General features: G+C 50.0%; 12 protein-coding genes. All 12 read right to left on the reverse strand.

Annotated elements, in window-relative coordinates; all coding sequences use genetic code 11:
• The 12 genes from L6D89_RS00465 to L6D89_RS00520 all read right to left on the reverse strand — a co-directional run bounded on the left by L6D89_RS00465 (position 1) and on the right by L6D89_RS00520 (position 14,323).
• The gene (locus L6D89_RS00465; protein ID WP_236198426.1) at positions 1–1,107 is read right to left on the reverse strand and encodes a polysaccharide biosynthesis/export family protein; all 1,107 of its coding nucleotides are present in this window, start codon (positions 1,105–1,107) and stop codon (positions 1–3) included.
• Between the two features lie 174 nt (positions 1,108–1,281).
• Complete coding sequence (locus L6D89_RS00470; RefSeq protein ID WP_236198427.1) at positions 1,282–2,697, reverse strand: undecaprenyl-phosphate glucose phosphotransferase; 1,416 nt, start codon at positions 2,695–2,697, stop codon at positions 1,282–1,284.
• A gap of 116 nt (positions 2,698–2,813) precedes the next feature.
• Complete coding sequence (locus L6D89_RS00475; RefSeq protein WP_236198428.1) at positions 2,814–3,587, reverse strand: WecB/TagA/CpsF family glycosyltransferase; 774 nt, start codon at positions 3,585–3,587, stop codon at positions 2,814–2,816.
• Between the two features lie 3 nt (positions 3,588–3,590).
• On the reverse strand, positions 3,591–4,328 hold the full coding sequence (locus L6D89_RS00480) for a DUF6369 family protein (protein WP_236198429.1): 738 nt from the start codon (positions 4,326–4,328) through the stop codon (positions 3,591–3,593).
• Between the two features lie 480 nt (positions 4,329–4,808).
• Positions 4,809–5,933, reverse strand: coding sequence for a glycosyltransferase (locus tag L6D89_RS00485; RefSeq protein ID WP_236198430.1), 1,125 nt, complete (start codon positions 5,931–5,933; stop codon positions 4,809–4,811).
• On the reverse strand, positions 5,900–7,063 hold the full coding sequence (locus L6D89_RS00490; protein WP_236198431.1) for a polysaccharide pyruvyl transferase family protein: 1,164 nt from the start codon (positions 7,061–7,063) through the stop codon (positions 5,900–5,902). Before L6D89_RS00490 ends, L6D89_RS00485 begins: the two co-directional genes overlap by 34 nt.
• The gene (locus tag L6D89_RS00495; RefSeq protein WP_236198432.1) at positions 7,047–8,300 is read right to left on the reverse strand and encodes an MATE family efflux transporter; all 1,254 of its coding nucleotides are present in this window, start codon (positions 8,298–8,300) and stop codon (positions 7,047–7,049) included. Before L6D89_RS00495 ends, L6D89_RS00490 begins: the two co-directional genes overlap by 17 nt.
• Positions 8,301–8,321: 21 nt before the next feature.
• Entirely contained in the window at positions 8,322–9,575 is a 1,254-nt protein-coding gene (gene wecC, locus L6D89_RS00500) for a UDP-N-acetyl-D-mannosamine dehydrogenase (RefSeq protein WP_236198433.1), read from the reverse strand.
• Between the two features lie 48 nt (positions 9,576–9,623).
• Positions 9,624–10,748, reverse strand: coding sequence for a non-hydrolyzing UDP-N-acetylglucosamine 2-epimerase (wecB, locus tag L6D89_RS00505; protein WP_276574773.1), 1,125 nt, complete (start codon positions 10,746–10,748; stop codon positions 9,624–9,626).
• A gap of 331 nt (positions 10,749–11,079) precedes the next feature.
• Positions 11,080–11,577 carry a transcription/translation regulatory transformer protein RfaH gene (rfaH, locus tag L6D89_RS00510; protein WP_236198434.1) on the reverse strand — a complete coding sequence of 166 codons (498 nt, stop codon included), beginning with the start codon at positions 11,575–11,577 and terminating at the stop codon, positions 11,080–11,082.
• Between the two features lie 41 nt (positions 11,578–11,618).
• Positions 11,619–13,853, reverse strand: a complete 2,235-nt coding sequence (locus L6D89_RS00515) for a polysaccharide biosynthesis tyrosine autokinase (protein ID WP_236198435.1) — start codon at positions 13,851–13,853, stop codon at positions 11,619–11,621.
• A gap of 23 nt (positions 13,854–13,876) precedes the next feature.
• Positions 13,877–14,323: a low molecular weight protein-tyrosine-phosphatase gene (locus L6D89_RS00520; RefSeq protein ID WP_236198436.1), complete on the reverse strand. Its 447-nt coding sequence runs from the start codon at positions 14,321–14,323 to the stop codon at positions 13,877–13,879.
• Positions 14,324–14,418 lie beyond the last annotated feature (95 nt).

Raw genomic sequence — 14,418 nt, forward strand, 5'->3', positions numbered from 1 at the left:
TCAGTTGTCGTTGAGGTTGCGTTGAATGGTCGAGCCGGTGCCGAGAATGCCGGCGGAGGGCACCAACTGGCTGATCAGGCGGTTCCAGCGAGTCACACCGGCCGGGCCGACGTAGACGACGTCCTGCGGTTGCAGCTGGAATTGCTGGGCAAGGATGAAGGCGGTGGGCGAGTTGGCGTCGAGCTGAAAGACCGTGGCGCGCTGTTTCTCCAGATCCTCGACACCGCGAATCACATACACGGCCTTGCCGTTGGCGGTGGTCTGGTTGAGGCCGCCGACGCTGCCCAGCGCATCGGCCAGGTTCATCTCGCGGGTCTTGAAGGTCAGCGCGCGCGGCGCGTTCACTTCACCCATCAGATAGACCTTCTTGCGGTCGTTGTAGGGCAGGTAGATGCGGTCGCCGTCCTTCAGGTACAGCTTGTACAGGTCCGCGCCCTGGGCGGTGTTCAGCGCATCCAGGTTCAGATGGAAGACCTGGTTGTCGCGCTGCAGCGTCAGGCCGGAGAGATCGGCGTTGAGGGTGTCCAGCTGGGCCGCACCTATGGCCTCCATCAGCGCCAGCGGCGTGGTGGTGATTGGCTGCGGGCCCGCCTTGATGAACGCGCCATTGAGTATCACTCGCTGGCTGGCGAAGCGCAGCACGGCAATGTCTACCTGCGGCTCTTCGACATAGGCCGCCAGGGCGTTGGTAATGGTCTTGCGTACGTCTTCGATCGTCCTGCCCGACACGCGCAGAGTGCCGACGTAGGGATAGAACAGCGTGCCGTCCGGGCGTACCAGGCGACCGTTGGCGTCGGTCTGCTGCTGTTGGCCGGCGGGCGACGTCAGCTCGGGGTGGTCCCATACGGTGATGTACAGCAGGTCACCGGCGCCGATCTGGTAACTCTCCGGACGGAAGCTGGCGAGTTCTTCGGGAACGGCTTCCTCCTGCCGGGTAGCCGCTTCCACCGTGAGCAGCTTGGGCGTGATCTGCACCAGCTGCACGCGACTGGATTCAGCCGAGTCTTCCTGTATCAGTCGCTCGGTATCCAGATTCTGGCCGGGGGAGAACATGCATCCCTGAAGCGCAAGGGCAGACAGGATGGCAAGGGACAAGGGACGAATCATGGGGGGCTACACAAAGGGGTGAAGGGGAGGGCGCGAGCGATTTCCAGCGCCGTAATTGCAGGGCGCAAGGTGCTGGCCGGGAGGCTGCGCAGGGTAGCAATGGGGCTGGATTGCGGATGTAGGAAACGGCTGGCGGGGAGGAGCAGTAAATTCTTGAACTGAGGGAGGCGGCGATCAGTAGGCGTTCTTGTGCACGAAGCCCTTGAACAGCGTGAGGAAGACGATCTTCAGGTCCCACCACAGCGACCAGTTGTTGATATAGGCCAGGTCGAACTCGATACGCTTCTGCATTTTCTCCAGCGTATCCGTCTCACCCCTCCAGCCATTTACCTGGGCCCAACCGGTGATGCCCGGCTTGACCTTGTGGCGCAGCATGTAGCTGCTGATCTGCCCGCGATATTCCTCGTTGTGCGCGATGGCATGAGGGCGCGGCCCGACGATGGACATGTCACCCATGAAGACGTTGATGAACTGCGGCAGTTCATCCAGCGAGGTGCGCCGCAGGAAGGCCCCCAGCGGAGTGATGCGGCTGTCGTTGCGGGTTGCCTGGGTGACGGTCGCGCCGTTCTCCATGACCCGCATGCTGCGGAACTTCCACACGTCGATAGAGCGGCCATCGATGCCATAGCGCTTCTGGCGGAAGAATACCGGGCCCGGGGAGGTGAGCTTGATAGCCGCCGCGATGACCAGCATGGGAACGGCGATCAGGCAAAGGATCAACGAGGAAAGGACGATATCTTCCAGGCGCTTTACCAGCGCAGCCGCACCCACCATAGGGCTGTCGAAGATACTGATGGTAGGGATGCCGTCGATGTTCTGCGCGCGGGCGTGGAGCAAGTTGAAGACGAACACATCGGGCACGATATAGACAGATGCCGTGGTATCGCTCAGTTGTTCCACCAGCCAGCGGATTCGCGTTTCGCTGCGCATCGGGAGGGTGATGTAGACGCGATCCAGCTTGCCCGCGCGAGCCTGTTCAACCAGGTGGTCCAGCGTGCCGGAAATAGGCAGCTTTATATCGCCATTGCCCAGGCTAACCGGGGCATGCAGCGTGTCATCGAAGAAACCGGCCAATTCCAGCCCCATCCAGGGGGCGCTGGCAATATTGGTTGCCAGGCGCTGCCCCAGCGGCCCTGCACCGGCAATGGCAACCGAACGAGCGTTAAAACCTCTCCGGCGCAATGCATGCAAGCCTGTGCGCAACAGCACGCGGTAACCGCACAATCCAGCAAGTACCAACGAGAACCACTGAATCTGCCCTGAACCACTGAGCACGGTAATTTCTGGGCTGAGATAGTCGGTAACCGCGACCCCGGTAAAGCTGATCGCCCAGATACCACCGACCTTGCGCAACTCCTCGCGAGTTCGTTCACCCCGCCAGGAGACATAGAGCTGCCCGAAGTCTCCGAGCAGATAGAAGATGACCAAGGCAAACAGAGTCGCGATGACTGCTGAGTAATCCCAGTGCACTCTGTCAGCGGCAATAACCAAGCTCATGCCGAGGCAGATGACGCTGAGATCAAGCAGCTTCTGCAGCACGGAGATAGTGGCTTGATGGGGGCGGAGGATTCCGCGGTCCTTGCGGTTCATTTAGGCACTCCTTTGCGCCTGTAGATTGGGAGCATGTCACAAGATCTTCGTTAATTTAGGTCGATCGGGTTATTCGGTGAGAGAAATATTAAAAATCTTGGAGTAGTTGGATTCAGTCAATTAGAGATATAGAACCGGCCCAGGATTTTTTTGATCTTTTCCTTAAGCAGTATCCAGGCAAATATAGTATTGGTTGTCAAATAACGCTTCCACATTCGACCGGGTTCTTGGATGACGCGGTAGAACCATTCGAGGCCACAGTTTTGCATCCAGATAGGCGCGCGCTTTACTTTTCCTGCAACCACGTCGAAGGTCCCGCCTACGCCCATGACAAAGTTAGCGCCCAGTTGATCCTTCCAGCGATTGATGAAATTTTCCTTTTTGGGTGAGGTTATTGCTACAAATAGGAGTTTCGCACCCGAAGCGCGAATTTTTTCTACCATGGCTTCCTCGTTGTCCCAGAAATAACCATGGTGATACCCGGCGATTGTGATGTTTGGATATAGCGCGTGCAACGTCTTTGCTGTCTGAGAAACTATTTCATCTGTTGCGCCAAGTAGATATACGGATAGTCCGTTACTGGCGCTCATAGCGAGTAACTCATGGAATAAATCAATGCCGGAGACTCGTTCGGGGACCTTATGCCCAAGTAGCCGCGCTCCCCATACAACGCCCATTCCATCAATATTAATTATATCGCAGGAAGTGACAGATTCTTTCAGTTTCGGATCAGAGCTCATGTGTACGATCTTTGCGGCATTAACCACTACGTGTTGTATAAAATTTCCTTCTAATATTTTTTCCCGTACTAATTCCACTGTCTTATGGCAGGAGATGGCATGCATAGGACAGCCAAGCACTTCAATTTTAAACGAAGATAAGTCTTTCATTTTTTATTTGCATAGGTGAAGGTTTAAATTGCTAATTAAAATGCACCCAACGATCATGCCGGCAGACGCTGCCTGATATGAAATTGCATAAACTATGAAGAGGGTAAGTAGATAGATTGATATTGGGGCTTTTAGTGAGGTTGGCGCTAGGGATCTAAAAGATAAGACTATTAATGAAAGCATGAAAATTCCAGCTAGGCCATATTTTGCGAAGAAAGTGATGTATGCACTATCGACAAAATTGTTGGTAGTGTCTAATGATCTATATCCAAACCAGTCAATTTCAAATACGGTTCCAAAGCCTGCGCCTAGTAAGTAGTTGGTTGGAGTGAATGAGGCGATTACATCAAAGGCAGGGGCGTATCGAGTTGATAACTGAGAGAGTGCTCCGTCGAGGGTAATGCTTTCTATAACCCTGTTAGCGCCAAATAAAGTTGATAAATATATGAATATAGCTACGCAGGCAGGAGTTATTATTAGCGCAAGAAGTAATTTTTTTGGCTGTCTGAAGCTGCTTAATAGTGCGGCTGCTAGTGTTGCCAGGATGAGAACTCTATAGCCGGATAACACAACCGATAATAGTGATGCTAAAAGTGCGATAGCTTGAAGTTTGCGCAGTGTTTTATTGAGCTCTCTATGGTTTTTTGTTTTTTCTTTGCGAAAGAAAGTAAACAATAAAAAGTGCAGATATATAAGTGCTGGCGTCGAAGTATTTGTAGTTGTTTGTTTTGTAGTATTCATCGTCGGGTGAGATTGCTCCTAGTATTGAAAGCGTGAGCCATAAAAGATTGGTGGATCCTGCTAATATCACAATGTATATTGCTGCTATTGCGGTGATATGCTTTTCAGAGTCTTTTATTATGATGGCAGCTGTAGCTAATTCAAGGGCAAAAACTGCTGGCCGCAAATCTCTTAAGAAATAAACGTCTACTGCTGCACCGGAGGATAGCGCAATTAGTGCATATGCTAGCAGTGTGATGAATAGTATTAGTGCAAACTTTTGCAATTTAAAATTCGATGGAATAGATGTTTTTTTCTTGAATATGAACGAGATTAATGTGCCGAAAAAGAAGAAGTCATATGAATACAGTCCAAATTTGTAAAAATATGACGAGAGTGAGTTTGCAAATGGAAGGCATGCAATCGCCAAAATGAAAAAATAGGTTCCCTTTCTTCTTAGTAGTCCTAGGGCGAAAAAAGACAGTGATAGAATTATATAAATCATATTTCTGGTAGCGCTTCTAATATTTTATTTTCTTCAGATTCCCAGCAGTATTTTTTGATTAGTTCCTCATAGTTTGGTTGGGAGTGTTCTATAGATATTAACTCCTTGCATTTGTTATAAACTTCTTGTGGTGATGTGCTGTTTATAATTTTTCCGGCTCCGTTGGCTAGAATTACCTTTCTCGCGAGCGGAGATGAAGTGGTAATTAGAGCGGTCTTGCTAAATATTGAATCAAATATTTTGTTTGGGCTGTTGAGTCTATTGTTTAGTGAGTCGTTCTTGTAGAATGCGAAAGTTATTGTTGAGTTTCGCATTATATTTTTAAGTTCTTCATTTGAAAGATAGCCCGTAAATCTTACGGATTCTGCTAGTTTTAAATTATATGAAAGCTTCTTGAGGCTCTCTAGGTATAGTGGGTCACCACTGCCGGCAATAATAAGTTTTGCTGAGCGCTCAATTCTTTTAAAGAGAGAAAATGCTAATATAATTTCGTCAATCTGACGGCCTGGGTAAACACCCCCGCAGTAACTAAGGACTACGTGGGATGGTTTGGAGTTGATTTCTAAGGATGTTGGTGCCTTATTTGTATTGTAGGTATAGCTTAGTTTTTGAGATGTTACTTTTAAGTATCTTCGAAGTAGCTTTAATCTAAATTCGTCCGTTGTGAAGGATTTTTCGCTATTTTGAATTGCTGTCTTCTCTACTAGATACCATAATTTTCTATATCTCCTGCTGTATGGGAAATAGTCAATTCCGCTAAAAATCTCAAGCGTCTCATATATGAATTTCGTCTTCTTTATTTTTTTGAATGTCGATGCTATCAATCCAGGTATAGGGTTGATGGCATAAATTAAATCGGGAGATTTACTGTTGATCCAGAAGCATAGTTTTATTATTGCCGTAACTGATATCAATACCTTCATGAGCTTATTGTTTGTGGTTACCGGTATGATTTTATGCTTCGACTCTGGCTCGAACGGTTTTGCGGTAATTCCAGATATTAATACATTTTTATATCTCTTTTCGAGTGTTCCTTTAATAAGTTGTATTTTTGGAGTGGTTTGAACTCCGACTCCAAAGTAAAGAATTATTGCAGTTTTTCTATTGCTGTTTTTATCCATGAGTCAAAGTCTTTGAGGAAGCTTTCTGCGAGGATTTGTTGTTTTCTTACATCAGAATTTAGTTTTAAAACTAGTTCTCTTTTTCTTTCAAGGCAGGATAGTGCTTGATTGAAAATAACCGATACATCCTTGCCATCACAGTAAAGAGTGCCGTTTGGAAGAAAGTCGTGGATGTTCTTTAGCTTGGGTTCTATTCCTACAGCTACGCTAGGAATGCCTGCCTGAGCAGGAAGAAGGACGCCGTGTGCTCTAGTGCTCACAAGTATGTCGAAAGTATTAGAAAGTTCCTCGATGAAGTCACTAGGGGAGTTCTTCTGCGGATCCCATATTATCCAGTCAAATTCCTTAACGCTTTCAATGAGATCCTTGTCGTAGTCACGATAAAAAGATATCAAGGAGACCATCTTTCCCGATTTTCTCAGTAACCTTGCTGCAGCAATGGTATTTAGAATAACGGTGTTTCCGTGATCATTTAGTTTCCATTTTCTGAGTATCACGCCAACAGCACTACCATCGGTTGGCCGTGTCTTTATAGGAGAAGTAAGCCAGTGCCCGGTAAGGAATGTTGGATCAGTATATATCTTCAAGTCATGAGTATACTTGGCAGCAATTTGGAAGCTCTCATTATCTCTGACTGTCTTATAGTCAGATCTCAGAAAGGGGGAGATCTTACTTCGAATTGAGTCTGCTGAAGGGTTTTCAAACGGGCCGAGCCCAAGGCAAATAGCAGCACTCTTTTGGAATGATATATTGTTTTTTTTTAGTGCTCGATTAATAAATATTTTTGCGATATCTGTCAGTGTGACGCCTTGTCTATTCGCCTCAAGTAGTTTCTGGATGGTCGATTCATGGTGTTTTTTGTTTTTGAATTCGAAGAACTGACCACCGCCACCATAGAAAAGGAAGTCAGTTTTTATAGGGGTTGAAATATGAATGAACCGACATTGATATTTTCTTAAATACCCTGGATTCTTTGGGTTTTTCAAGCCAACTGATGTGGTTTGCTCGGGAAAATATTTACGCAAAATATTAATGCATACTTCGAGGAGTACATCGTCACCAAGGTTGCCGGGGCCGTACGCTCCCCGAATATGCGCCGTGAAGTTGGTTTGATTATGTTGTGTTTGCATATAAAATCCAGGCTAGGGGAATAACACTTACAAAAAAATTTATGTCTATGAAGCTTCTTGGTATAAGTTCTTTTTTAATTATTATTGGTGTCCATAGACATAGATGAATGACTTGGGATGCGAGGAAAGACTTAGATACTCCATATGCACCCTCGTGGTAGTAGATGAAGAAATGAAATGTACAGAAAATAATTGCCCATATTAAATTGCTTGCAATACTTAATTTTGCCAGTTCTGCGGCAATCATTTCTCTCGAAATTGAGCTTTTAAGCGTTGTTATCACGCTGGCCAGCATAAATAAGATTATGCTTTGTTTGAGTCTTGTGTTGTTTGCAATTTCTGCTGGATAAATTAAGTCTAAATGGCTAATTATTGCTGAGAAAAATATTGTAATTGCGACAGCAGGGTAATAGGTTATTGTGTAATTGCCTTTCTTGTTTTTTCCTTGGCTGTTTGTTTTGGTGATTAGTAATAAAAGATATCCACCGAATATTGCAGGCAAGACTCCAATAGTCATTCTCCACTGATTCGCTGTGCTAAGGAGGAAGGCTTCTTGCTCCCCAAATCTTTCTTGAATATCTCCGATCAGAAACCAGATTACCGGTAAGAAGAAAATTCCAGTAAATATTGCAGGTATGAATGTTTTGGTGATGGCAGTATTGATAGATGTGGAAGTTTCACGTGGGTCTATCTGCGCTGACGGTATGAAAAACCATAGGGCTGAGGCGATTAAGAATGGTATTGTGTAAAAATTGGTACTTAGGTTTGAATTTACTATTACAAGTATAGATAAAAATATTACGGCACCTTGCACTGTGCCCAGTATGCTTATCCGCAGAAATTTCTTTTGTATTGTCGCATCCGCAAGTTTTAATCCACTGGTTCCGTTTAGTATAAGTATGAATGCAGTTAGGATGGAGTTTTCCATGGAAAGCTGATGTGTTATGTATAAATATATTGATACTGGTAATGAAAGTATGCTTGTGATTATTATGATTAGCGATCGATACTTTGTTGTTTTTATTATCTTCTGTGAGTGGTATCGAATGCTTGTTGTTGATGCAGCCTGTTGGAATAGTGTGCCAAAGGCAGATGTTGTCGCAATTATTATGCTGAGGGTCTGAGTGTTTTCTATGGTGGTAAAGTGGGTTGCTAATATTCCGGCGGCAACCATTGATCCTTTTGAAAATAGGAAGTTGAGGAGGTTGCTTAAAGCGCTAAAAAGTATATCTTTCATTTATTTTTGTTCGACTAAACTCTAGGTCGTGCTGGGTTGCTGCCAGATGCCTTTTGTGTCAATCGTTACTAGACGATTGAGCTTTTCTTTATTGATTGACTTGAACTCTGTATGGTCTACTAAAAGAACGACAAGATCGGCTTTATTTAAGCCAGTATCAATGTCTACCAGATTTAAATTTAATCCCAGTTTACTAGGGATTCTATCAATATTAGGCTCGACAGCCATTATCGAATCAGGGAATATTTGAGAAAGTTTTTTTGTTATCTCAAGTGCAGGGCTTTCTCGCAAATCGTCAATATTGGGTTTAAATGCGAGGCCAAAACACGCAATTCGCGGGTTTTTAAATTGCGCTGCTGCCGCTTTGACTTTCTCGATTACAAGTTCAGGCTTGCTATCATTCACTTCGCGTGCGGTGCGAATTAGTCTGGCTTGCTCCGGTGTCTTGCTGACGATGAACCAGGGATCTACTGCGATGCAGTGGCCGCCCACACCTGGTCCGGGCTGGAGAATGTTGACGCGTGGATGACGATTCGCGAGACGAATTAATTCCCACACATTTATATCCAGCTTGTCGCAGATAATCGACAGCTCATTGGCAAAGGCAATATTCACATCACGGAAACTGTTTTCCGTCAGCTTACACATTTCCGCCGTACGGGCATTTGTGATTACGCATTCACCTTCAACAAATTCTTTGTAAAGTTCGACAGCGGCGTTGGAGCATTTGTAGGTCATACCCCCAATCACTCGATCATTCTCCACCAGTTCACGAAGCACGTGACCTGGGAGGACACGTTCGGGGCAGTGGGCCACACGTATGTCTGAGTTTTCTCCGTGGGTCTGCGGGAAGCTTAGATCTGGACGGGCCTCTGATAGCCAAGCGGCCATTTGTTCAGTTGCGCCTACCGGAGAAGTGGATTCTAGGATGATTAGATCACCCTTCTTTAGTACCGGTGCGATGGAATTGCTGGCGGATTCAATATAGCTAAGATCGGGCTCATGATCTCCCTTGAAGGGAGTTGGAACGGCAATCAGGAAGGCGTCAGCCGGTTCAGGAATGGTTGTGGCGCGCAGGTATCCTTCGGCTACGGCGGCGTGCACCACCATGTCCAAGTCAGGCTCGACAATATGAATTTCACCTCGGTTGATGGTGTCAACTGCGTGCCGATTGACATCGACACCAATGACTTTTTTCTTGCGCGAGGCAAACACGGCAGCGGTGGGGAGGCCGATGTAGCCCAAGCCAACGACGGAAATAGTCTGGTAACGCATTTGATTTCCTCTACAAAAGCAAGATTGAAAATGAAAGAGGTGACTCAGTTATCGGGCGCGTAGTGCGTCGAGAATGCGGGAGCAGGCGTTGCCATCCCCATAGGGATTGTGGGCATAGCTCATGGCGCGATAGGAGTTGGAGTCCGTTAGCAAGGTATTGAGCGCGCGGACGATATTCGCGGTGTCCGTACCGACCAACTTGACGGTGCCAGCGGCGATGGCCTCGGGGCGCTCGGTCGTGTCACGCATGACTAGTACTGGTTTGCCCAGCGATGGAGCTTCTTCCTGGATGCCGCCTGAGTCAGTCAGGATGATGTGCGATCGACTCATCAGGTAGACGAAGGGCAGATATTCCAGCGGTTCGATAAGGTGAATATTGGGGATGCCGAATAGTAGGCGGTTAACGGGTTCGCGAACGTTCGGGTTGAGATGGACTGGGTAAACGATGTCAATCTCGGGGTGCTGCTGAGCCACTTCCATTAGGGCCTGGCAGATGCGTTCGAAGCCGCCGCCGAAGCTCTCGCGGCGATGGCCTGTCACAAGGATGATCTTGCGGTGTGGATTGATAAAATCGAATGGTCCGGTTGCCTGGTTTCGGAGCTCCGTGTCTCTGTCAAGGCGACCCACCACGTCCAGCAAAGCGTCGATAACTGTATTTCCGGTGACGATGATGGACTCTTGGGCCACTCCCTCAAGCAATAGGTTTTTCCTTGACGTATCGGTCGGAGCGAAATGAAGATTGGCAAGGGCGCCGGTCAACTTGCGGTTGGCTTCTTCAGGCCAGGGAGAATAGATGTTCCCGGTGCGCAGGCCCGCCTCAATATGGGCCACTGGGATTTGCTGATAATAGGCTGCCAGGCTGGCTGCGAAGGTTGTTGCAGTGTCGCCATGAACCAGAACGACATCCGGCCTGTAAGTACTGAATAAATTCTTCATGCCTTGCAGAATGGCAATGCTAATATCGGTCAAGTCCTGACCGGGCTTCATAACGTTGAGGTCGAAATCTGGCTTAATGCCAAACAATCCCAGTACTTGATCCAGCATTTCTCGATGCTGTCCGGTTACACAAATCTTGGCATCGAAGCTCCCATCTGCGGACAAAGCCAAAGCTAGTGGGGCCATTTTAATGGCTTCAGGCCGGGTGCCGAAAACACAAAGCGTCTTGATAATCATGTAGCGCTCCTACATCACTTTAAATACATATCGGAGTTGCGTAGATGGATGGTTGTGAATGAAATTAATTTCCTTTGGGTGCTGTCAATCAGTGAGGATGGAATATTTCTGATTGCGAAAATTGTTTGTTGATTAAGTGTAGGAGATAGGTGGCATGTTTCGGGTGGTATTTAATTGGCTTGTTTATCTTATTTGATAAATTCAATAGCCACGCTACCGCCCCAGGATTATTCGTTTAACTCCTGAGACGCGGGCGTATGGCGATTACTTCTTTCTGGAGTACGAATGTTTCGTAGACCTTTACGTAGCGCTCAGAAATACATAATTACATCTAGCTAGCCTTGACTAGGTTGTTGGTAGAAACACTGACTTGAACTACTCTCTGCAGCAGAGTTAGGAGGAGTAATACTCTTTCGGTGCCATCTTTTGCGAGAAATATGGCTTCAATACCGCTGGTTCCTGACCAGTCGAGGATGACTTTATCTCCCGGCTGAAACTCATGATCTTCGGAGGGGGCATGAAGTCGAAGGTAGCTAATAATGTGATTTGAAACTGGCAGCGGGTTGGCTCCAAATCGAACTATCTGACTAACTCCTCGTGTTGAGCGGATTGGCATCCAATTGTCTTGTGATGTGTCCAGTTCGATGAACAAGTAGCCAGGAAATAGTGGCTCTTTCTGATGATTCCATTGGCCGTTGCGTAATCGTTCTATCTGTTGTGTCGGGAGAAAGCACTCGTAGCCCTGATATTGCAGGTTTTCGAGTGCCCGAAGATCCTGCCTGGGTTTGCATTGCACCAGGTACCAACGCTTTTCAGTTGTAGCTTGCATATCTCACTCCCCTGGTTGGGGGTATCCATGTCGGCCAAGAATCAGGACTTGTCCGAGAGGTATTCATACTGGTAGTTGCTGTAAGTGCCATTGCCGTAGTAATCCGCTGCGCGTCGCTCGACGCCGTTCAAGATGGCGCCCTTGAGCTGGATGCCGTTTTGCGCAAAGCGGCGGATGGTCAGCTCGATTTCGCGCGGAGCGTTCCTGCCGAAGCGGGCGACGATCAGGCTGGTACCGGCCTGGTGCCCGACGATGGCAGCATCGGTGACGGCCAGGAGGGGAGGGGTATCCAGGATGACGAGGTCGAAAGCGCGGCTTGCGGCTTCCAGCACGTCGGTAAAGTTCGGATGCATCAGCAGTTCCGAGGGATTCGGTGGAATCTCTCCACGGGAAATGAAGTGCAGGTTCTCCACTCTGGTTTGCTGGATTGCCTGTTGGAAACTGCAGCGCTGGATGAGCAGGTCCGAGAGGCCGGCCTTGTCCTTTGCCCCAAGCGTCTTGTGCAGATAGCCCTTGCGCATGTCGACGTCGATCAGCAATACGCGCTGGCCGGTTTGGGCGATGACGGCGGCAAGGTTGGCGCTGACGAAGGACTTGCCCACGTCAGGGCTGGGGCCAGAGATCATCAGGCGGTTGTCGCCTGACTCCAGCATGGCGAAGTGCAGGCTGGTGCGCAGGCTGCGTAGTGATTCGATCGCCAGGTCGGTCGGGTGGCTTGTCGCGAGCAAGGGAGCGACCGCGCGACTGTTCTTCTTGCCGGCGCCACGTTTCTCCTCCTCGGATTTGTGCAAAACACTGAAGGGGACGGAGGCATAGACCGGAAGGCCCAGTTGCTCGATGGCATCCACCGATTCGATGCCACGGTTCAGCGCTTTGCGCAGCAGTACCAAAGCGATGGCACTGAACAGGCCGAGCAACGTGGCAATGGCGACTATCAACGGCTTTTTCGGCTTTACCGGCTTGGTGACGTCGACGTCGGCGGTATCGATGATGCGGACGTTGCCAACGGAGCCGGCGCGGACGACGTCCAGCTCCTGGCTCTTGTTCAGCAATTGGGTATAGATGGTGGTGCTGACTTCGACGTCGCGGGTCAGGCGCAGCAAGTCCTGCTGAGTTTCCGGCAGGCCTTCGACGCGTTTGGTCAGGCCATGCTGCTTGGCGGTGAGTTCGCCGATCTGCCGGGCCAGCGCCTGGTAGGCAGGATGCTGGCGGGTGAACTTGCGGTCCATCTCGGCCTGCTGCAGTTTCAGCTCGGAGATGCTGGTATCCAGGGCGACGCTTTGCTCGAGCAGCGCCTTGGTTTCCAGGCTGATGTCGGCTGACTTGGCCTTGGTCTGGTAGCTGCTCAGGGCATTTTCGGCAGCCTCCAGGTCGCGGCGGACCTCGGGCAACTGGCCGCGCAGGAACGTGAGGCTGGAGGCCGCTTCCGCGGAGGCGCGCTGGACGTTCTGTTGGACGTATTGCTGGCTGATTTCATTCAGCACCGCCACCGCCCTGGAAGAGTCGTCATCGTCCAGTGTCAGGTCGATAATGCCGGACTCCTTGCCGGTCTCCGATACCTTCAAGGCGTCCTGGTACGCCAGGATGGTGCTCAGGCGAAGGTGTTTGATAACGCGGAAACGCGTGCCGGGGTTGGCATGCAGGCTCTGCACCAGCAATTTGATGCCTTTCTGCTCGTAGGGTTGGGTGATTGCGCCTTCGACCAGCACATTGTCATCATCATCAAGCAGGCGGAACTGCCCAGCCTCGCCGGCAATCAGCGTCAGTTGCTTTTCGAGGAGGGCATTGGGAACGTCGAGCTGGGCAATCTCCAGGCTCTCGCCGCCCCAGGCAAATCGACTCATGCCCAGCAGAGGGGCGGCCAGGTCGCCGGGGTTTTCCGGCTGATAGCGGCGCTGCAGGAAGTTGCCGATCAGCGGGAACCATGAAGGCTGGATGTCGATATCCAGATGCAGGGTGTCCACGGCCTTGCCGATCACGTTACGCGAGGTCAGCAGCTGGATTTCGGTCACGGCCTGGGACTGCGAGCCACCCAGGATGTCGCTCATTTCTGTCAGACCCGGAATGCCCGGCGACTTCTGCTCCACCTGGATGGTCGCGGAGGCCCGATAGATCGGCGTGGCGAGCACGGCGTACACGGCCCCTGTCAGCAGGAAGCCGGCGGTGATGCCGGCGATCATCCACTTGTGATCGAGCAGGGTGCCGAACAGGGCGAGCAGGTCGATTTCGTCATCGTCGGCGGACGATGGCGCGACCGGGGCTTGGAGTGGCTGCATGAAGGATACTTCGCGATTAACGCTCATCGAGTGGTGCGGAGGTATTTCGACCATGTGGCGACGGCCTCGTCGATCAATGCGTAGGCGTGTTCGAAGGCCGCTTGCCCCTGGCGATAGGGGTCCGGGATTTCTCGGTCGTTCTGCCATTTGCCGAGGAGGAAGGTCTTGCCTCGGGACTGCGGGGATTGTTCGTGGATATCGCGCAAGTGATTGCGCTCCATGACCAGGACCAGGTCGGCGTCCTGCAGGATCTTCGGCGTCAGTTGGCGTGCGCGGTGCGCTGTGGGTTGCTGGCCGTGCTGCAGGAGCGTCGCCAGGGCGTTTTGCTCCAGCGGCTTGTCGACCAGTGCGGCCAGGCCGGCAGAGCTGACCTTGATATCGCCGCCTTGCAGAGCCTGGCGCAACAGGTGCTCAGCCGTGGGGCTGCGGCAGATATTGCCGACGCAAACGATGAGCACCTGATTGAACACGCTGAGTTCCGCCGTGGTGGTGGTGACCAGAGGCTGGCGAAATTAAGCTGCGTGGCAGGGTGATTCAATGCGCTTTCCGGTCAGTCGGAGCCTTT

Source organism: Pseudomonas pseudonitroreducens (assembly GCF_021603645.1).
In the GTDB taxonomy this organism is placed as follows: Bacteria; Pseudomonadota; Gammaproteobacteria; order Pseudomonadales; family Pseudomonadaceae; genus Pseudomonas; species Pseudomonas pseudonitroreducens.